This is a genomic window from Citrobacter sp. CK188, assembly GCF_030333525.1.
GTDB classification, from domain to species: domain Bacteria; phylum Pseudomonadota; class Gammaproteobacteria; order Enterobacterales; family Enterobacteriaceae; genus Citrobacter_B; species Citrobacter_B koseri.
This window is the reverse complement of sequence record NZ_JAOWFU010000036.1, coordinates 138,989-158,539: the sequence shown is the minus strand read 5'-3', so window position 1 is coordinate 158,539 and position 19,551 is coordinate 138,989. Positions and strand designations below refer to the sequence as shown.

23 protein-coding genes are annotated in these 19,551 nt (G+C 58.0%); 2 read left to right on the top strand and 21 right to left on the bottom strand.

Translation table 11 applies throughout. The annotated features are described in order from the left end of the window. Positions 1 to 60: 60 nt before the first annotated feature. The 4 genes from yfeX to OGV67_RS18310 all read right to left on the bottom strand — a co-directional run bounded on the left by yfeX (position 61) and on the right by OGV67_RS18310 (position 2,552). Positions 61 to 960: a porphyrinogen peroxidase gene (yfeX, locus tag OGV67_RS18325; protein WP_049009816.1), complete on the bottom strand. Its 900-nt coding sequence runs from the start codon at positions 958 to 960 to the stop codon at positions 61 to 63. A gap of 94 nt (positions 961 to 1,054) precedes the next feature. Further along, positions 1,055 to 1,630: an RpoE-regulated lipoprotein gene (locus tag OGV67_RS18320; RefSeq protein WP_024130133.1), complete on the bottom strand. Its 576-nt coding sequence runs from the start codon at positions 1,628 to 1,630 to the stop codon at positions 1,055 to 1,057. A 60-nt stretch (positions 1,631 to 1,690) separates the two neighbouring features. Further along, the gene (locus OGV67_RS18315) at positions 1,691 to 2,140 is read right to left on the bottom strand and encodes a DUF2919 domain-containing protein (protein WP_049009818.1); all 450 of its coding nucleotides are present in this window, start codon (positions 2,138 to 2,140) and stop codon (positions 1,691 to 1,693) included. After that, positions 2,127 to 2,552 carry a GNAT family acetyltransferase gene (locus OGV67_RS18310; RefSeq protein ID WP_012131345.1) on the bottom strand — a complete coding sequence of 142 codons (426 nt, stop codon included), beginning with the start codon at positions 2,550 to 2,552 and terminating at the stop codon, positions 2,127 to 2,129. The genes OGV67_RS18315 and OGV67_RS18310 overlap by 14 nt, the downstream gene beginning before the upstream one ends. Before the next feature lie 211 nt (positions 2,553 to 2,763). Here OGV67_RS18310 and amiA point away from each other — a divergent pair, with 211 nt between their 5' ends. Together amiA and hemF are read left to right on the top strand one after the other, a co-directional pair. Then, positions 2,764 to 3,633: an N-acetylmuramoyl-L-alanine amidase AmiA gene (amiA, locus tag OGV67_RS18305; protein ID WP_286465870.1), complete on the top strand. Its 870-nt coding sequence runs from the start codon at positions 2,764 to 2,766 to the stop codon at positions 3,631 to 3,633. 2 nt (positions 3,634 to 3,635) lie between these two features. Continuing rightward, entirely contained in the window at positions 3,636 to 4,535 is a 900-nt protein-coding gene (gene hemF / locus OGV67_RS18300) for an oxygen-dependent coproporphyrinogen oxidase (RefSeq protein WP_286465868.1), read from the top strand. A gap of 117 nt (positions 4,536 to 4,652) precedes the next feature. On the opposite strand, the gene eutR is transcribed toward hemF, so the two are convergent. From eutR to eutS, 17 genes are all read right to left on the bottom strand, one after another. Next, positions 4,653 to 5,705 (bottom strand): HTH-type transcriptional regulator EutR, encoded by a 1,053-nt coding sequence (gene eutR / locus OGV67_RS18295; protein ID WP_012131341.1) that lies wholly within the window; start codon positions 5,703 to 5,705, stop codon positions 4,653 to 4,655. A 44-nt stretch (positions 5,706 to 5,749) separates the two neighbouring features. Beyond that, positions 5,750 to 6,247 (bottom strand): ethanolamine utilization microcompartment protein EutK, encoded by a 498-nt coding sequence (gene eutK / locus OGV67_RS18290; protein WP_012131340.1) that lies wholly within the window; start codon positions 6,245 to 6,247, stop codon positions 5,750 to 5,752. A gap of 11 nt (positions 6,248 to 6,258) precedes the next feature. After that, positions 6,259 to 6,918: an ethanolamine utilization microcompartment protein EutL gene (gene eutL / locus OGV67_RS18285; RefSeq protein WP_047462132.1), complete on the bottom strand. Its 660-nt coding sequence runs from the start codon at positions 6,916 to 6,918 to the stop codon at positions 6,259 to 6,261. 9 nt (positions 6,919 to 6,927) lie between these two features. Further along, on the bottom strand, positions 6,928 to 7,833 hold the full coding sequence (eutC, locus tag OGV67_RS18280; protein ID WP_012131338.1) for an ethanolamine ammonia-lyase subunit EutC: 906 nt from the start codon (positions 7,831 to 7,833) through the stop codon (positions 6,928 to 6,930). 20 nt (positions 7,834 to 7,853) lie between these two features. Beyond that, a complete protein-coding gene (eutB, locus tag OGV67_RS18275) occupies positions 7,854 to 9,215 on the bottom strand; it encodes an ethanolamine ammonia-lyase subunit alpha (protein ID WP_012131337.1) in 1,362 nt (453 codons plus the stop codon). Positions 9,216 to 9,226: 11 nt separating this feature from the next. Next, on the bottom strand, positions 9,227 to 10,630 hold the full coding sequence (gene eutA / locus OGV67_RS18270) for an ethanolamine ammonia-lyase reactivating factor EutA (RefSeq protein ID WP_058667854.1): 1,404 nt from the start codon (positions 10,628 to 10,630) through the stop codon (positions 9,227 to 9,229). Beyond that, positions 10,627 to 11,853, bottom strand: coding sequence for an ethanolamine utilization protein EutH (gene eutH, locus OGV67_RS18265; RefSeq protein WP_047462122.1), 1,227 nt, complete (start codon positions 11,851 to 11,853; stop codon positions 10,627 to 10,629). Before eutH ends, eutA begins: the two co-directional genes overlap by 4 nt. Before the next feature lie 123 nt (positions 11,854 to 11,976). Further along, the gene (eutG, locus tag OGV67_RS18260; RefSeq protein ID WP_012131334.1) at positions 11,977 to 13,164 is read right to left on the bottom strand and encodes an ethanolamine utilization ethanol dehydrogenase EutG; all 1,188 of its coding nucleotides are present in this window, start codon (positions 13,162 to 13,164) and stop codon (positions 11,977 to 11,979) included. Next, a complete protein-coding gene (eutJ, locus tag OGV67_RS18255) occupies positions 13,154 to 13,993 on the bottom strand; it encodes an ethanolamine utilization protein EutJ (RefSeq protein ID WP_115614575.1) in 840 nt (279 codons plus the stop codon). Before eutJ ends, eutG begins: the two co-directional genes overlap by 11 nt. 36 nt (positions 13,994 to 14,029) lie before the next feature. Further along, a complete protein-coding gene (locus tag OGV67_RS18250; protein ID WP_115614574.1) occupies positions 14,030 to 15,433 on the bottom strand; it encodes an aldehyde dehydrogenase family protein in 1,404 nt (467 codons plus the stop codon). 11 nt (positions 15,434 to 15,444) lie between these two features. Beyond that, complete coding sequence (gene eutN / locus OGV67_RS18245; RefSeq protein ID WP_024130131.1) at positions 15,445 to 15,732, bottom strand: ethanolamine utilization microcompartment protein EutN; 288 nt, start codon at positions 15,730 to 15,732, stop codon at positions 15,445 to 15,447. A gap of 144 nt (positions 15,733 to 15,876) precedes the next feature. Further along, complete coding sequence (eutM, locus tag OGV67_RS18240; RefSeq protein WP_000387720.1) at positions 15,877 to 16,167, bottom strand: ethanolamine utilization microcompartment protein EutM; 291 nt, start codon at positions 16,165 to 16,167, stop codon at positions 15,877 to 15,879. Positions 16,168 to 16,206: 39 nt separating this feature from the next. After that, on the bottom strand, positions 16,207 to 17,223 hold the full coding sequence (pta, locus tag OGV67_RS18235) for a phosphate acetyltransferase (protein ID WP_115614573.1): 1,017 nt from the start codon (positions 17,221 to 17,223) through the stop codon (positions 16,207 to 16,209). Continuing rightward, complete coding sequence (gene eutT, locus OGV67_RS18230; RefSeq protein ID WP_012131329.1) at positions 17,220 to 18,023, bottom strand: ethanolamine utilization cob(I)yrinic acid a,c-diamide adenosyltransferase EutT; 804 nt, start codon at positions 18,021 to 18,023, stop codon at positions 17,220 to 17,222. The genes pta and eutT overlap by 4 nt, the downstream gene beginning before the upstream one ends. Positions 18,024 to 18,032: 9 nt before the next feature. Beyond that, a complete protein-coding gene (eutQ, locus tag OGV67_RS18225) occupies positions 18,033 to 18,722 on the bottom strand; it encodes an ethanolamine utilization acetate kinase EutQ (RefSeq protein ID WP_012131328.1) in 690 nt (229 codons plus the stop codon). Beyond that, complete coding sequence (gene eutP, locus OGV67_RS18220; protein ID WP_012131327.1) at positions 18,700 to 19,179, bottom strand: ethanolamine utilization acetate kinase EutP; 480 nt, start codon at positions 19,177 to 19,179, stop codon at positions 18,700 to 18,702. The genes eutQ and eutP overlap by 23 nt, the downstream gene beginning before the upstream one ends. A 13-nt stretch (positions 19,180 to 19,192) precedes the next feature. Then, entirely contained in the window at positions 19,193 to 19,528 is a 336-nt protein-coding gene (eutS, locus tag OGV67_RS18215) for an ethanolamine utilization microcompartment protein EutS (RefSeq protein ID WP_012131326.1), read from the bottom strand. Between the last annotated feature and the right edge of the window lie 23 nt (positions 19,529 to 19,551).

Sequence of the window (19,551 nt, the reverse complement as noted above, 5' to 3'; positions counted from 1 at the left end):
CCGGCCTACAAAAAGTCTCTGTAGGCCGGGTAAAACGACGCCGCCATCCGGCAAAAGAAATTACAGCGCCATCAATCTGTCCAGAGACGGTGCGAAGTAATAGCCGCCCGTCACTGGCTTCGTGAAGCGCAGCATGGCGTCACGCTTCCCGTCGGTATCGCCAAACATGCTCAGCAACTGCTGCTCAATATTGTACAGACGCGCGCAGTAAGCGCAGAAATAGAGGCCGTGGGTGCCGCTGGCCGTACCGTATGGCAGGCTCTGGCGCACAATTTTCAGCCCTTTGCCGTCCTCTTTCAGATCCACGCGGGTCAGGTGAGACGTGACCGGACGGTCATCGCCATCGATCTCTTCGTTGGCTTCTTTAGTACGACCAATCATCATCTCCTGGTCGTGAACGCTCATGCGGTTGAGCTGCGTCAGGTTGTGTTCCCAACGCTGAACGAACACGTAGCTGCCGCCCGCATCCACGCCGTCTTTGATGACCGCCACGTCGCGGCGAACCTCTTCTCCCGCCGGGTTTTCCGTCCCGTCAACGAAGCCGCTGAGATCGCGTTCTTCCACCCAACGGAAACCGTGGATTTCTTCCTGCACCTCGATGCACTCGCCAAAAGCCGCCATTGCCGCCTGCGCGACAGAGAAGTTCACGTCGTGACGCAGTGAAAGAATGTGGATCAGCACATCGTACTGGGTTGCTGGCGCCAGACCTTTACCGTAAGGGATAAAATCTTTCAGCTCTTCAGCCCCAACGCCGCCGCTCAGGGCGCGCCAGGTGTTGTTGCCAAATGCGACAACCGCGCCCAGATGCGCGTCAGGGAATTTCGCTTCGAAGGTTGCCAGTTTATCGGCAAACGCTTTGCTGGCCGCACGCAGGGCATCGACATCCCCTTTTACATTGGCTTCAATCCAAATCGCCGCGCGGCAGTGTTCTGGCAAAATGCCACTTTGAACCTGAGACATTGTTCCTCCTGAAAAATAAGAATGCCACGGCTGCGTGGCATTGATGGGCGTATTGTACCCGTTTTTTCAGCGAGGCGGTTTGTTCAGACGCAAATTAACGGCGCCAGATGATTTTGCTCACTTTCCAGTTCTTCAGCGTGTCGTCAGGAGGCATTAACCCTTCCGGGCCGTTCCACTCGCCGGAGAACAGATAGCTAATATGTTGACTGTCTTGTGCTTTACACTCGACCGACGCGCTGTCATCGCCCGTCGCTTTCTGGCAGTTACCGAAGGCTTTGCTGTAAAGGTCGCTAAACGGCGTACCGATTTCGACGCCTGCCTGCGATGGAATATCGCTGTCCAGCACATCAATACGGCTGATGGTTCCCTGGTCGCCATTGATAACCAGCGCAACCTTGTCCTCTTTCATCGCTTCAAAAAAACGCACCACGTTGCCGTTCTGGGTTTTCATTCCGCTACGCAGGCGATAGTCGCCATCCAGCGCGTCAGTAATCGCTTTTTCATCCAGCGGCGTGGACGCAGTTAATGCCCCAACGCCCTGCTCAGTGACCTCTGTCGACGATCCAAACCAGTTCCACGGATTCGCAGCAGACCAGTTCACCGACGAGAGGGTTGAACAGCCGCTCAGCACCAGCGGCATTGCGCATAAAATCAAACGCAGCGATTTCATCTCACTTCCTTTCTTTATTAATCAACGTTGTTTGGAGTCCGGTTTCGCCAAAAAGTGCCGTTATTCTTTTACCGGTGCAAAGCAGGCGCGTAAACGACGGTTAGAGAGCAACCAGATAAGCGCGACAATATCGGCCACCACCAGCGCCAGCCCGATGCCGTTTACCGGTTCACCGTACAGCCACAGCACCGGTTGCCAGCAGAGCAGAACGCCCTGCGCCAGAATCAACAAACCGCGCAGCCCGCGCCACAGCACCGGGAAAGCGTCGCGCCGCCCGCTCAGTAAAAACGCCAGTACCGCCGGGACGCCGGGCAACAACCCCAGCCAGAACGTATCGTGATCGGGATAAAACAGATTCAGCAGCGTATCGCCCTGCTCGCGGGAGGAGCCAGCAATCACAAACAGCACCCAGGTACGCGCCTGAAGCAGCAGCACGCACCAGAACAGAAAAGGCAGGCGCAAGCGCCCATGACCGTCGTAGTCAGCAGGATGAAACTCAGTACTCTTCATCTTCAATCAGACGCTTGCCCAGACTTAACGCGTCCGAATGTTCATAACCCAGGCGCTCGTACATGCCCAGTACAATGTCGTTGTCTTCCCGCACCATGATTTGGATTTTCGGACAGCCGCGAGCAATGAGCTTTTTCTCCAGCCGGTTCAACAGCGCGTTGGCGATGCCACGACCGCGAAACTCCGGGTGTACGCCAAGATAATAGGCAGAACCCCGATGGCCGTCATAGCCGCCCATGACCGTACCGACCACCTCGCCATTCACCTCAGCAACCAGGAACAGGCTGACGTCATGGTTCAGCTTACGTTCGATATCCATTTCAGGATCGTTCCACGGACGCAGCAAATCGCAGCGCTCCCAGAGGGTGATCACCTCTTCGAAATCTTCCTGGCGAAAAACGCGTATCTCCATGGTATTGAGACCCTTTTCAAGGTTAAAACTCCGATTATGGCGCGAACGACTGATTTAGCCAATATCTGACGCGAAACGGCGAAAAAAATGGCATAATGACGGATTGTCACGTATTGAAATGAAAAGTAAAACAATTCTCATCACGAACAGTCGTAACGGATTACGCGATACGATATAACATCTGGAACTCAATTTTCACAACTCAGGCTGTATGAGCACTTTTAAACCCTTAAAAACTCTCACATCGCGCCGCCTGGTGCTGAAAGCCGGGCTGGCGGCTCTGACGCTGTCGGGCATGTCGCACGCCATCGCTAAAGAAGAAGCGCTAAAGACCAGTAATGGTCACAGCAAACCGAAGGCCAAAAAAGCAGGCGCCAGACGCATTGTTGTTCTCGACCCCGGCCACGGCGGTATCGACACCGGCGCGATTGGTCGCAACGGCTCGAAGGAAAAACACGTCGTGCTGGAGATCGCCAAAAACGTGCGCGCGATTTTGCGCAACCAGGGGATTGATGCGCGCCTGACACGCACGGGCGACACCTTTATTCCCCTGTACGATCGCGTGGAAATCGCCCACAAGCACGGCGCGGATCTGTTTATGTCCATCCACGCAGATGGCTTTACCAACCCCAGCGCCGCAGGAGCCTCGGTGTTTGCGCTTTCTAATCGCGGCGCCAGTAGCGCCATGGCGAAATACCTCTCCGACCGTGAAAACCGCGCCGATGAAGTCGCGGGGAAAAAAGCGACCGATAAAGATCATCTGTTGCAGCAGGTATTGTTCGATCTGGTGCAAACCGACACCATCAAAAACAGCCTGACGCTGGGATCGCATATTCTTAAGAAGATCAAGCCAGTGCACCGTCTGCACAGTCGCAATACGGAACAGGCGGCGTTTGTGGTGCTAAAATCACCGTCAATTCCCTCCGTACTGGTAGAAACCTCATTTATCACCAACCCGGAAGAGGAGCGTCTGTTAGGCACCACCGCATTCCGGCAGAAAATCGCCACCGCGATAGCCAATGGCGTGATCAGTTATTTCCACTGGTTTGATAACCAGAAAGCACACTCGAAGAAACGGTAATCATGAAACCCGATGCACAACGCGTAAAACAGTTCCTGCTCAGCCTTCAGGATGATATTTGCCAGCAGTTAGCCGCCGTTGATGGCGCTGATTTTGTTGAAGATAGCTGGCAGCGCGACGCGGGTGGCGGCGGGCGCAGCCGGGTACTGCGTAACGGCGGTGTCTTTGAGCAGGCTGGGGTAAATTTCTCCCATGTTCACGGCGACGCGATGCCCGCCTCCGCGACGGCACACCGCCCGGAGCTGGCTGGGCGCAGTTTTGAAGCGATGGGCGTGTCGCTGGTGGTGCATCCGTTGAATCCGTACATTCCAACCAGCCATACCAATGTTCGCTTTTTTATTGCGGAGAAGCCCGGCGCGGAGCCGGTCTGGTGGTTTGGCGGCGGTTTCGACCTGACGCCCTATTACGCGTTTGAAGAGGATGCCATTCACTGGCACCGCACGGCGCGGGATCTGTGCCAGCCCTACGGCGAGGACGTCTATCCGCGCTATAAAAAATGGTGCGACGATTACTTTTTCCTGAAGCATCGCGATGAGCAGCGCGGCATTGGCGGGCTTTTCTTCGACGATCTGAACACGCCGGATTTCGACAGCTGCTTTCGCTTTATGCAGGCGGTAGGCAAAGGCTATACCGATGCTTTTCTGCCAATTGTCGAGCGGCGTAAAGCAATGGCCTGGGGTGAACGCGAGCGTCATTTCCAGCTTTATCGCCGGGGCCGCTATGTGGAGTTTAATCTGGTGTGGGATCGCGGCACGCTGTTTGGCCTGCAAACGGGCGGACGCACCGAGTCCATTTTGATGTCGATGCCGCCGCTGGTGCGCTGGGAGTACGACTGGCAGCCGGAAGAAGGCAGCCCGGAAGCGGCGCTGAGCGAATTTATCAAAGTCCGCGACTGGGTATAATTTACCTGGCCGCGTTTTGCCTGATGACGGCTAACGCCTTATCCGGCCTACAACTGCAACGGTAGCGCCCGTAGGCCGGATAAGACGCAAAGCGTCGCATCCGGCACAATAATGTCATCACATCCACTGGCGCATACGCTGATGCAGCGTCAGCGACGGTTTTTCGGCAAACAGCTGCTGGTAATCGGTCGCGAACTGCCCCAGATGCCAGAACCCCCACTGCATTGCCGCCTCTTTGACCGTCGAACTTTGCGACCACGGACTGATCAGCTCCCTTCGCACCGCGTTTAATCGAATCCGCTTCAGCCACGCGTTCGGGCCAATCCCCAGAATCGCGTGAAACGCGTTTTGCAACGTGCGGCGGCTGACGTGCAGCTGATTGCACAGATCGAGCACCGTCAGCGGCTCCGACATATTCTCCAGCACGTATTCCCGCGCGCGGGACAGCAATTTTCGATAGCTCTGATGGCTGACGCTTTCTGCCGTTATAATCGGCTGCGCTTCTTCCAGCATCGTCCCCATCGCCAGCAGCAGGTTGTCCCCCAGCACTTTACGCACCGCATGCTGATGCAGGTTTTCCGGGTTCTCGCTGAACGTCGCCAGCGCCTGCTGGACAAAGCCCCACAGCGCCGCTTTATGCTGCTCTTTCACCTCCAGCGCAGACTGGTTACGCAGCATATGCAACACCCTTTCCGGGTGATGCAGGAAATTGGCCTGCCGGGTAAGCACCTCCTCCGAGATAACCACGCCGAGGATGGTGTAATCATCCGGCGTGCTCAGCTCAAACTCCGTCCCGCCAGGACGGGTGGCGATCTCCGCGCTGCCAATGCACTGCGTGCCGATAAAACCTTGCTCGCCGCGCGTTGCCGGAATACCGAACCAGAAGGAGTTCGGCCAGACCAGGCAAGACTGACGCAACGCCAGACCGGTGTACTCACGGAACACCTGAATTTCATCCAGCAGGATTTCCGTGAATTCCCCATGAAATTTACCGGGATGCAGCTGATCGTAAATCTGCTGCCAGGCAGTTATCGTCAGGGCGTGTTCATAGACGTCCGTTGTCAGCCGCTGGTGAACATTATCCACCTCAACCAGAGGCGTAAGTTTAACGTCTTCGGGTAACGCTTCATGATAAAGATGGTGCAAGTTTGCTGTACGAGTCTTTTTCATGATCTTCAAAGCCGGGGCGCAACGTCCCCGGCACCTCCGACAGGTTATACTTTCTTCAGACGATAGCGACTACTGCGTTTACGCAACGCCCCGTCAGAAAAGAGTTGCTCCAGCGCATTTCTGGCGCGCTCCAGTGACCAGCCAAAATGCGCGGCCACCTCTCCTGCCGTCATTCCCTGACGTACTGATGCTAATAACGCCAACAGCGCTTCTGAGGATTCAGAGGTAACAGGCGCATCTGGCGTCTTTCCGACTTTCGTTGGCTGGCGCTTAAAGCCGCCGATCAGCCACTGGGTGTCGTCTTCCGGCCGCCCAATTTCTTTGCGGCTGATAACACGGCCCGTGCGTTGTGCTGCGGCGCTTCCGGCATCCAGCGCCGCGCGACACGCCGCCAGATCGCCCTCCACCACCAGCGTCAGCCTGCCGGGATCGAGCACTTCGTGGCTGAGCAATCGCACATTGGCGGCTTTCAGCATGGCGTCCGCCGCATCAACGGCGGCAACCATGCCATCCACTTCCAGTAATCCCAGTGCATTGATCATCGCTACCTCTCTTACGCGCGCTGGACGGGATTACGGGCAATATCCAGAACGGCATCGGTAAAGGCGTTGCAGGCGGCTTTACAGGCGGCCTGGCTCCCCGTTAAAAACGCCGCAGAGTAGTTGGTTTCTGACGGCGGCGGCACGTAGGTCACCAGTTGGACATCGGCGGATTTCATCGCCGCATCAATGCCAAACGTCGCTTCCAGCGGCGGCGCCACCAGATAGGCGATAGGATCGCCCAGCGCGATGCCTGAGGTTGATGAGAGATAAGACCCGGTACGCGAAACCACATGCGCCAGGAATGCAGTATCCTCCGCATCGTTGGCCCACTGGAACGCTGCGCCGCCTTCAATATGCGCCACCATCGCATCCAGACCCGCCCGCACTTCCGCCGGATTCGGGCCGCCCAACATGATCAAGACTTCACCGGCCGTCGGCGACGGCCCGTGGGCCGCTCCGGCATACAGTGAACGGCCATACACCACTTCCACCATCGCCTGTTTTGTCGCTTCGTCTGCCGCAATATACGTTACGTCATCAGAGTCTGCCGTGATGAGACCGAGGCTACGTATATGTGACGGTAATTTAAGCTCACGCGCGAAACCGTCATTCACCGAGGCAATCACGCGCATTGCGGTGACCGACGGTCGAATCAAATCTAATGCTGGCATGTTGCCTCCTTAACGGGTCATATTGATGCCGGATGCTTTCTGCTCCAGCATACGTTTCGCCAAATCCACAATTACCGCTGCGGCTTCAACCGGCGGCGTGCCGCCCTGGTGAATATTCGAAATACAGGTACGATCCGCTTCAACGGTGGTTGCCACCCGTGGTGAGTAAACCGCATAGCAGGAGAGGCTTTCCGACTGACCTAAGCCAGGACGCTCACCCACCAGCAGAATCACCACTTTCGCGCCAAGAATTTCGCCGATCTGATCTTCAATCTTCACGCGGCCATAGCGTACAAAGAACGGCGTCCCGACTTTCAGCCCCGCCTGTTTCAGGCCAGAGAGCAGCGGCGGCAGGATCTCTTCATAGTTGGCGGTAATCGCATCCGTCGATAAACCATCGGAAATCACCACCTGGACATCCGGGCTGGCGACACACTGCGCTTTCAGCGCGTCAATGGCCTCCTGGCTCAGACGACGCCCCATATCCGGGCGGGTCAGGTAGAGGTTTTTATCGCTGATTTCCGAACGCACTTCCAGCAGCCCCTGTGCTTTCACCCACTCTTCCGGCACCTCTTTCAGAACGGTATCTTTCGAACGAGAGTGATCCGCCAGGAAGCGCAACAGCGCCAGGGTGCGCGGACGTGGGCCGGCGCGACCGGTACACACGCGCGCAGCGGTGCTGCGGCGCAGTTCGGCCAAAACATCCGCGCGATGCGGATTCTCCACGCCTACCCAGGCTTTCGCCTCAGCCGAACCTAAATCCAGCGCGCAGCTTTCCGCCGCTGAAGGCGCTGAAGGTGCGGCACATTGTTTAGCGCTACAGGCTGGCGCGGATTCTGCGGGGGCCTGCGGCTGCGACTCGCCCATTGACGCCATTACACTGCGTACAATTTCTTCAATCTGTTTTTGATCCATCGTATGTCATCCCCGCGTCATCAGAAGAACAGTGACGGATCGCCCGCCCGCTTGGTCAGGCGACCGTTTTCCATAATGCCCATCGTTTCCAGCCAGCGCTCAAACTCCGGCGACGGACGCAGGTTGAGTAACTGACGTACCGTTGCGGTATCGTGGAATGCGGTGGTCTGGTAGTTGAGCATGATGTCGTCGCCGAGCGGCATGCCCATAATGTAGTTACAGCCTGCGGTGGCGAGCAGAATCATCAGGTTTTCGTTGAGGTTCTGATCGGCGTCGGCGTGGTTGGTGTAACAGCAATCGCAGCCCATTGAGATGCCGCTCAGCTTGCCCATAAAGTGATCTTCCAGACCAGCGCGAATAATCTGCCGGTCGTTGTAGAGATACTCCGGCCCGATAAAACCGACCACCGTATTCACCAGGAACGGATCGTAGTGCCGCGCCAGGCCGTAGTTACGCGCTTCCATCGTCACCTGGTCGGCGCCGAAGTTGGCTCCAGCCGAAAGCGCAGACCCCTGCCCGGTTTCAAAGTACAGGCAGTTTTCCCCGGCGATACGGTTGAACTCCGCGCCGACCGCACGCGCTTCATCCAGCATCGCCAGCTCCACGCCGAACTCTTTTAATCCTTTTTCGCTGCCGCAAATACTCTGGAAAATCAGCCCGCCCGGCGCGCCGCGACGAATGGCTTCAATCTGAGTGGTGACGTGCGCCAGCACGCAGCCCTGCGTCGGAATATTGAACTTGTCGATCACCCCGTACACGGTATCCAGCACGCGGCTTAAGTTTTCCACGTCGTCCGTTACCGGGTTAACGCCAATCACCGCATCGCCCGCCCCGAAAGAGAGCCCTTCATAGATTTGCGCGGCGATACTCTGTACATCGTCACGGGTATCGTTCGGCTGCAAACGGCAGCTAAAGGTGCCCGGAATACCGATGGTGGTATTGGCCTTTTTGATCACCGGCATCTTCTTACCACCGTAGATCAGGTCGGCGTTGGAGCAGATCTTCGCGACCGCCGCCACCACTTCCGAAGTCAGCCCTTTACGCGTAAACGCAATGTCATCGACGGAAGTTTCATCACTCAGCACATATTCGCGCAGCTCACTGATGCTCCAGTTTTTAATGCGGTTATAGGCCGTTTCATTGACGTCGTCCTGAATCAGACGCGTCACGCAGTCCTCTTCATAGGAAATCACCGGGTTGTTGCGAATATCCGCCACCGACATTTCCGACAACACTTGTTTCGCGGCAACGCGCTCCTGTGAGCTTTCAGCCGCAACACCTGCCAGCACATCCCCCGAACGCAGTTCGTTGGCTTTTGCCAGCACCTCTTTTACATCCTTAAACTGATAAACATTGCCGAACAATGTGGTCTTTAGTTTCATAAGTCGTTCCCTCAGGAAGGAAATGCGAGTGATTTCACCGTCACCGGCACAACCGATCCGCCAAAAAGAGGCGTACCAATGTCGATATAGTCCCCCGCCCGGACGCTCACTTCGTCAATGACCGCCAGCGGGTGTTGCTGTAACTGTGGGCGCAATAACATGCCCAGGGCTTTGCCAAAGTCCTGCTCGGCCACCACCAGCAGGGGATGCGGATTGGGAAAACGCGCGGTAAACGCCAGCAGCGCGTCGATGACCGTGAGTAATACCGCGTAGCGCACCGGAAGCCGGGCGGGAAGCGCCAGCACGTATGCGTCAGTGCCAGGGTCGAGATCGAGCTGAGTCAGCGCCTGTTCCCAGGCGGCCACCAGTTCGTTTTCATCTTGTGGAATCGCCACCGGCAGGTTACGCAGCGGAAGCGCCACCCCCTCCAGCCAGATGGTGCTGCCGGACAGCGACAGCGTGTGCGCCCCCGCGCCAATCACCGTGGCGCGCACGGTTTGCGTCGGGAACTGCACGTTCATCTCACGCAGGCGCGGGTGCTCATGCAGCGCCGTCGCCAGCAGCGGGCCGACATCAGAAAAGCAGAACGGATCGGCAGGCTGATTGCGGTAGCACTCCCCGACGCCACCGGAAAGGGTGATCACCTCCGGTTTCACCCCTGCGGGCAATAATCCGGTTTGCATCAGCGCCTGCGCCAGCGGCGAAGGCTCGCCGTCAATGATTTCGACAATCAAATCCGCCATCCGCCGCACAACCTGCGCCAACTGTGTGGCATTGAGCGAGCGGGCGTCAGTGCCCGCGCCGAACACCGCCTCAACGATCATCTGCCCCGGTTTATGCGCATGCACCACCCGCCCCTGGCCGTCCGTTTCCAGCAATCTGCCGCCCACGTTCAGACAGGCGGAGCCGCTCACTTTTCCGGCGTCAAACAGAACATAGTTCGAAGTGCCGCCGCCGATGTCGATGTTGAGCACGCGACACAAACGCTGTTCAGACAGGGTCTGCGCCCCCGCGCCGTGCCCGGCAATCACCGATTCCAGATGCGGCCCGGCGCTGGCGACGACAAAATCGCCGAGAGACTGCGACAGCGCCATCACTGCCGGACGCGCATTGCGGGTTTTCGCGCTTTCGCCGGTAATAATGATCGCCCCGGAATCCACCGTCTCCGGCGCAATCCCCGCCGCCTGGTACTGAGCCAGAATCAGCGCCTTAAGTTCGGCCTCTTTCAACCCGCCCTGCTTATCCACAGGGGTAAAAAAGACCGGGCTTTGCCAGCTAATTTCACGTTTGATAAATTCGTAGCGCGGCACCTGCGACACTGCCGCACGGTTAACCAGCTCAAGGCGTGAGAAGATCACCTGAGTGGTGGTGGTGCCGATATCGATACCGACGCTCAGTAGCTGGCGAGTGTTCACGACTGCGCCTCCACTTCCGTTTCTGCCGGAACATCTTCATCTTTGGGCACCAGCATCATCGCCACGCCAATCGCCGTCACGCCGCCGATCAGCTTGCCGACAATCATCGGGAAGATCATCGCGTTCATGTTGGCGGCCGCAAAGCCTAAGTGGTCGCCCAGTGCAAAGGCAGCGGAGACCGCAAAGGCGCAGTTGATCACTTTGCCGCGGGTATCCATCTGTTTCATCATGCCGAACATCGGAATATTGTTCGCCAGCGTCGCGACCATGCCGCCTGCCGCCATATTGTTGATTTTTAACAGGCCGCCAACGCGCATCAGCGGTTTTTCAAACCAGCGGGTCAGCAGAAGCACCATCGGATAGGCGCCGAGCAGAACGCAGGAGATGGAGCCGATCACTTCAATGGCGCGCATCACTTCTCCAGGCTGGTCGCCAGGGGACATGAAGATCGGGTCAAGACCTGGGATCAGCTCCCATCCCAGCAGGAATTTAATCACCGCAGCCGCCAGGCCAATAGTGATCAACGCCACCAGGAATTTAGCGAAGATCTGGAAACCGCTGATCATTTTCTCCGGGATAAATTTCAGCCCCAGCGCAACCAGCACCGCGACGATGATCACCGGGATCATGTTCATCAGGATCAGCGCGAAGGTAAACTCCACCGGTTGCCCGTTGATCTCCACGCCGGAGTACATCGCCACTAAACCACCGGCGATACAGCCAATGGGAATGGTGACAATCCCCGCCAGCACGCCCAGCGCCAGGTAGCGGCGGTCAGACGGCTCGATAATGCCGAGCGCCACCGGAATGGAGAAGACGATCGTCGGCCCCATCATCGCCCCCAGGATCAGGCCGGAGTACAGCCATGCTGCCACATCGCCGCCCGCCAGTTCTTTGGCGAGGAAGAAACCGCCCATATCGCAGGCCAGCAGCGTTCCGGCGAACATCGACGGGTTCGCGCCGAGCATTTCATACAGCGGGATAATCACCGGCCCGAGCAGCTTCGCCAGCACCGGCGCCAGGGCGGTCATACCGACCATCGCCAGCCCCAGCGCGCCCATCGCCATAAAACCTTCTTCAAACTGACCGCCCGACCCCTCAATGCTCTTACCGAATTTACCGAGAAAACGCGCCGAACCGCCAAACTGCGACAGGATCCTGTCCACGGCGGCAATCAGCATAAAGAACATCATGATGTACATGATGATTTCATTAATTCCCATAGCCCTATCTCCATTTGCCAGGTGTTTCGTAGGCCTGATAAGCGCAGCGCCATCAGGCAATAGTGCCGCGTTTTTGCCGGATGGCGGCGCGAACGCCTTATCCGGCCTACATCCTGGTATGCTTTATTGTGCCGCCGCGTACAGGTCGATAATCTGTTCCTGTGTGGCGGTTCGTGGGTTACTGCGAATACAAATATCTTCCAGCGCGCCTTGCGCCCACGCGCTGTAATGCGCGGACGTCGCGCCAACATCGGCGAGGCGTTTTGTCAGCCCGGTTTCAATAATCAGTTCGCTAACTGCGCCGATCGCGTCGCGATCGTCCGCTTTCTTGTTGAGTAACGCCCGGCCAATATGGCTGAACCGTTCGCGACACACCATGCGGTTAAATCCCATCACCGTCGGCAGCAACATACTGTTCGCCTGGCCATGCGGAATATGCAGCGTCGCGCCCGGCTGGTGCGCCATCGCATGACACAGCCCCAGCCCCGCGCTGGAAAAGGCCATCCCCGCCATGCAGGACGCCAGCAGCATGTTTTCCCGCGCCGCCATGTCGTGCCCGTTCCCCACTGCTTTCGGCAGCGACTTGCCGATCATCGCAATAGCGCCAATCGCCAGACTGTCGGTAAACGGCGTGGCATTCAGAGCGCTATACGCCTCAACCGCATGGGTCAACGCGTCAATCCCGGTCATCGCCGTTACGTGAGAAGGCACCCCTTCCGTCAGCGCCGCATCCAGAATGGCGACGTCCGGCATCAGCGAGGCATGCGCCAGAACCTGCTTGCGCCCGCTTACCGCATCAATAATCACCGTCACGTTGGTGGTTTCCGACCCCGTCCCCGCCGTCGTCGGCACGGCAATCAGCGGCAGACGCGGGCGCAGTACGCTCTGCGCCGTCATATCCGCCAACGTCTGCCCTGGGTTGGTAAAGAGCAGCGCTACGGCTTTTGCCGCATCCAGCACCGAGCCGCCGCCAAACGCCACCACGCCGTCACATTTTGATTCGCGCAGCTGCGCGACCGCCGCGCAAACGTCAGTGATGGAAGGTTCTCCCACCGGGCAGGGCCAGATGCTCATCGCCACGCCTTTCATCGCCAGACTCCGTTCAAGCCCGGCGGTCATCCCTGCCTGATGCAGAAAACTGTCAACCATGACAAACAGATGCGTCAGCCCGCGCGTTTGCGCTTCCTGCCCGCAGGCGCTGAGCGCCCCCAGGCCGCACAGCGTGACGGGCGGAACGCTGAACGTTTTTATCCGTTGCAGATTCAGGGTATCGAATGCCTGAAAGAGCGCGGTCTGCAATTCACTTTGCATAGATCCCCTCCGCTTTTTCTTTCCCGCTGTTGGCAATCGCCAGCGGCGTCATAAACAGGCTGTGTTCAGGTAAATGCACCCGCAGTTCCGGGAAGCGTTTACGGAATAGTTCATCCACGCCCGGTTGCATACAGGAGCCGCCCGCCAGCCACAGATCGGCTATACCTTGCCCTTCGATATGCCGGGCAACAATCTCCGCCATCTTTTCGTACACCGGTTTTACCACCGGCCAAATCTCCCGGGCGTTGCTGCGCTTGAACTGCTCAGCGTCTTCCAGTTCGATGCGGCGGTTTCCGGCCAGCGTCAGGGAAATATGATGTCCGCCAGTCGCTTCATCAGCGGAGTAAGTCACCTTGCCCTGCTTCACAATGGCGATCCCCGTCGTACCGCCGCCGATATCCACCACGCCCGCGTTATCCAGTCGCAGCAGATCCGCCACGGCGGTCGGCTCATCCAGCACATGGCTAACCTCCAGCCCGGCGGATTCCAGAACATTGATGGAGATACGCGGGTCGGTGCCTGGCGGAAATGAGGTCGCCGCGTGGGTGAACTGGCAGCCAAGCTGGCGTTCGAGCGTGTCGAGATGGCGACGCACGATGGTGACGGCGCCGAAGAAGTCCCAGACGATGCCGTCACGCACGACGTCAGCCCAGTCCAGACAAACGGCGACCGGCTGCGCGTCGCGGTCGACAACTATCGACACCACATCGCACGTCCCTAAATCAATACCCAGCCACAGCGGCGAATCGCTGGCGACGGGATGCTGATTACACAGCTCAGCGGCTTTCTGGAGTCTCGGCGTCAGCCAACGTTGTTCATCGTGCGCCATCTCTTTTCTCCTTATAGACAGTCTGCTGGGTCGGTATCAGACAATGCGAAACGCATCCACCAACACGCAGCGACGCAGACGCACGAAGGTGCGCGCGCTGGTCACCCCTTCCCCGGTTGGCGTAGTAATGGTCATGGTGGTCCAGCCTTCGCCGCCCAGACCCAGCCCGGCGATACACGGCCCATTCTTGACGAAGATGCTGGTATCAATGGCGTTTGCCATCCGGTTCATGTTGTCGATGTTGCACGAGTGCATCGCCGCCGTATGGTGGCAACCGCCTTCCAGCGTGACCGCCAGCTCAATGGCCTCTTCTACATTGGCGACCCGCACCACCGGCAGTACCGGCATCATCAGTTCCGTGACCGCGAACGGGTGCGTGGCAGGCGTTTCCACAAACAGCAAGCGCGTTTGCTCCGGCACCGTCAGCCCAATCGCGGCGGCGATTTTGGCGGCGTCACGCCCAACCCAGTCGCGGCTGACCGTTCCTTTGCCACGCTCGTCGATATTTTTCAGCAATACCGGCTGAAGCTGTTCGGCCTGTGCGGCGGTGAGTTTCACCGCATGCTGCCCTTCCATCAGGCGCATCAGTTCATCGGCAACGCTATCGACAACAATCAGCACCTTCTCGTCGGCGCAAATGATGTTGTTATCGAAGGATGCGCCTTTGACGATGGACTGCGCGGCACGCGCCAGGTCAGCGGTTTCATCCACCACCACCGGCGGGTTCCCGGCGCCTGCGGCAATCAGACGTTTGTTGGTGTGTTTACGGGCAGCTTCAACGACCGCTTCGCCGCCGGTCACCACCAGCAGACCGATACCGGGATATTTAAAGAGGCGCTGGGCGGTTTCGATATCCGGGTTCGCAACGGTCACCAGCAGGTTAGCCGGGCCGCCTGCGGCAACAACCGCCTGGTTAAGCAGCGTAATGGCGCGCTGAGAAACCTTTTTCGCCGCCGGATGCGGCGCAAAGACCACGCTGTTGCCTGCGGCAATCAGGCTGATGGCGTTGTTAATCACGGTTGCCGCCGGATTGGTGGACGGCGTGACCGATGCCACAACCCCCCACGGCGCATTTTCAATTAAGGTCAGACCGTTATCGCCGGTCAGTACCTGCGGCGAGAGGCATTCCACGCCCGGCGTACCGCGCGCCTGCGCCACGTTTTTCGCTAATTTATCTTCGACGCGTCCCATGCCGGTTTCTGACACGGCAAGTTCCGCCAGTTCTCTGGCGTGCTTTTCACCCGCCTCACGTATCGCATGAATAGCGAGCTGGCGCATGGCCACGCTCTTCAGCCCCTGCTGAGCCACTTTCGCTGCGGCAACGGCGTCATCCAGGGAGGCAAAGACGCCCATTTCATGAACGGCGGCGGCAGGTTGACTGCTGTCTTTCATTTTCAGCAATACCGCTTTTACCACCTGTTCAATATCCTGTTGATTCATGATGTTCAGTCCTATTTATGGAAAACGACTTTCCCGCCAGCCACCACTTCATCGACAATACCAATCACGCACAGATCGACAGGTGAGGATTCGCTCCGATGCGCCTGGCGGGCAGAACTGCCGCTAACCAGCAGCACCCACTCCCCGGTTCCCGCCCCAATGCTGTCGATTGCAACGGCGCACTGCCCGTCGGGATTCCCTTCGGCATCAATCATTTTCACCATCAGCAATTTGTCATGCGCGAGTCCTTCATGGCGCACCGTACAAACAATTTGTCCTGTGACGACTGCCAGCTTCATACCCGCCTCCATGTGTTGTGTGTTGCGTGCCGAAACTGTAGGCCGGATAAGCGAGGCGCCATCCGGCATCGATGCCATCTCATTGCCGGATGGCGACGCGTTTGCGTCTTCTCCGGCCTACACGATCAGACGTAGCCATCCAGCTTAGATATTGCTGTCACCTTTGAAGCTGATCGGGAACACCTCTTCCAGATCGCCGTGCGGGCGCGGAATGACGTGTACGGAAACCAGTTCGCCAATACGCTGCGCCGCTGCGGCGCCGGCATCAGTAGCGGCTTTGCACGCTGCCACATCGCCACGCACCATCGCGGTGACCAGACCGCCGCCAATCTGCTTCACGCCAACCAGTTTCACGCGTGCTGCTTTAACCATCGCATCAGAGGCCTCAATCAGTGCAACCAGGCCCCGGGTTTCAATCATTCCTAATGCTTCCATTGTGTTTTCCTCTTCGGTAAGGGGGTCCAGACGGGACCTTTATACAACCAGTGTTTGCGAGTCGTGTTCACGACTCACGTCAGTCTGGCGCGGCACTGCTGCCACCAACGCCAGTTCGATAATTTCCTGTACGCTACAGCCTCGGGAGAGATCGTGAAGCGGTGCGGCAAGCCCCTGAATCAGCGGCCCAACGGCGCGATATCCTCCCAGACGCTGGGCGATTTTGTAGCCAATGTTGCCCGCTTCCAGTGACGGAAAGACCATCACATTGGCTTTGCCCTGTAACGGACTGGCGGGCGCTTTTTGCGCGGCGACGTCCGGGACAAAAGCGGCGTCGAACTGCAACTCGCCGTCAACAATCAAATCCGGCGCGCGCTCACGAACGATCTCTGTCGCCTGCTGCACATTGGCGACATTGGGGTGACGCGCGCTGCCATGACTGGAGAACGACAGCATGGCGACCCGAGGCTCCTCTCCGGTAATGGTTCGCCAGGTCTGCGCGCTGGCGATGGCGATATCCGCCAGTTGCGCCGCTGTGGGTTGCGGCACCACGCTGCAATCGGCGAATCCCAGCGCCTGCCCGGTGTACTGCGGCAGCATCAGGAAGATCGACGACAGCGTTTTGCAGCCCGGCTGCAAACCGATCAGGCGTAGCCCTGCCCGCAGCACGTTCGCTGTCGAAGAGAGGTTGCCGGCAATGCACACATCGGCATGACCGGCGCTCACCATCGCGGCGGCGAACATCAGCGGATCGTTCAGTTTTTCCAGCGCATCCGGCGGTGTTTTCTCTCCCGCCCGCGCCAGCCAGCGCCCGGCGAACACCTCACGCATAGACAGATTGCTCTGTGGGTCAATCACCTGAATGCCATCCATCGCGATATGGTGAGTGAGCGCAAACTGGCGTAGCGCAAACGGGCTGGTGACAAGAACCGGTCGCGCCAGACCATGCCGTTGCAGATAGTGCGCCGCCTTCAGGACACGGACATCCAGCGCATCCGGGAAGACCACTCTGGCGGGCGCGCGTAAGGCCTGTTCGCGGCAACGTTCAATGATCATTGCTCCCCTCCCAGTCGCTGTTGAATCTGGCTGACGGTGAGCGGATGCTTCGTCACGCACAAAATCATCATCACGTAGACCGTACTGGAGAGGCGGTTCAACGCCTGTAGAAGATCCGGGCGCAGCACGTCAAAATTGCGAGTGATAAAGACCTGAGCGGCCACGACTTCCGTTTCACGTACTTTGGTACGCAGCAGATTCAGCAGCGCGGCATCGCGGCCGTGGCTGGCTTCCGGCACCAGATGATCGTGATCGAGATAGCGCAGCGGCTGATGGGACAGACGATGCAATTCGTCTTCGTTTAGCCCCACAATGGCCTGCGCGGCCAGCGGTTCATCCATCGCATCAGCACGCATGATGTTGCCCAGGCGGGAACGAATGTCGGCAAGCCAGGGCTGCCACTGCTCCGGTAACTCAATTTGCAGCCACACCACCAGCGCGATGGTGCTGTCCAGCGCGGCGCGAAATCCCAGGCGCGGATCGCTTTTCGCAACCATTTTGTCGGCGGTCAGGTGGGTCAGCGTATCGGGCTTTTTCGCCACCGGCTGGCGACACAGTTCGCAGCACGCCTTAGGGTGCGTATCGCTGCTGGTCAAACCGTGCACCGGTTGTAATTGCTGCTCATCGTCATCGACGAAAAGACGGCCTTGCTCATCCAGAAACTTGATGCGCAAATGGCGGCTTTCCAGCAATTCCCGGGCAGATGGCGTCAGGCGAGCGTCAGCGGGAAGATGGATCTCCGCCCCTTCGCTGAGCGTATGATTCGCTCTGAGCCATGCTTCGGTAATGAAATCCTTCATACATCCGCCTTAGCAGGACTGCCAGTTCGCAGGCCAGGCAACGTATAAGAAGCGCACGGTCGACGGTGTGCCAAACTCAATGCTGGAGCCTTTCGGGATAAACATCACGTCCCCAGCTTTCGCGATCATGGTTTCGCCTTCATGACGCACATGCAGTTCGCCCTCCAGTACCATATCGATCTCGTCGTAGTTCAGCGTCCACGGGAAAAACGCGTTATCCCACTGCATGAACCCGGCTGCCATGCTGCTGCCGTCCTTGTCGGTGACCAAATCCGTTAAGCCGACGCAGTGGGGCTGCGCGCCGTCGAAGCGACCAAACTTCACGCTGCTGCCGTCGATCACTTTTACGCCGCCCTTGCCGGTGACCGACTTAAAGCCCGGCTGCATGTCAGCCTGCTCCAGCGACTGTTTTTCCTTCATCACTTTGTCCATCAGCTGCGCGACCAGGCTTTCGGTAAATTGCCCTTCCGGCAGTTGCGCGATGATGGTTTCACGAATGCGCTGACTTTCGGTTTTCGCGTCTTCCACCGGCGCGACAGCCGGTGCCGATTCGTCGCATTCCACGATCGTGAAGTCCAGCAGTTCCGCAACTTCGCGGGCTTCCGGGGTAATGATGCTGGCGCGCAGAACAACCGACATTTCCTGTTCGCCGCGTGCGTGAGCCGCACGAATATCGTTAGCTGTGATGAGTTTCTTCACCTGCGCCTTCCTCCTGTTCGGTGAGTGCTGCCAGATAATCCACCAGGTGCTGCACACTTTGCGGGTCATGGCTGTTAAGCTCGAAAATCGGCTCCTGAAATCCCAGCCCGCTCAGTAGCTGTCGCGCGGCGGCGACGTCGGCATCCGGCATGTCCGTTTTGCTGATGACGGCGATGTGTCGTTTACTGGCACCAATATCCAATAACCCGGCGGGTAAGCGACTTTCGCGGTCATTTGCCGCATGTACATAAATCAGCGTATCCACATCCTGTAGCGTGGTAATTAAGGCGTGATACCAGCGAGGATGGCTAAAATATTCTCCCGGCGTATCGATATCGCCGTTGTCATTAAATTCCACGGCTTGTGTTTTTCGGGCGAGGGAATAATTTCCCTGCAAGGCGTTAAAAAGCGTTGTTTTCCCCGCGCCAACGGTGCCGACAAACGCAATACGTTTCATTGCCGCCCCCCAATTAACTTTTTGTTAATTCGCACAACGTGAAATTTAATAAGCGTCCCAGCCCGCTGACCGTTTGCAATAAGGCTTCCTCGACGGCGCCAACGGAGCCATAAATCACCAGCGCGCCGCTGAATCTATCGAGAAAACCGATATGAACATCGGCGGCTTTCATGGCTAAATCACCCGCGATCATCGCCGTTTCCCCTGGCGTTAGCGTCATGATGCCGATGGCGCCCGCTTCGGGAACGCCGATCTTTTTCGCCAGTTCTTCACCCGGGTGGGCAATCAGATGCGCCAGCGTGACCTGTTTCCCCGGCACAAATTCCTGAATAATGCGTTCTTTATCCATTGCTCACCGCCTCCGCTGAAACT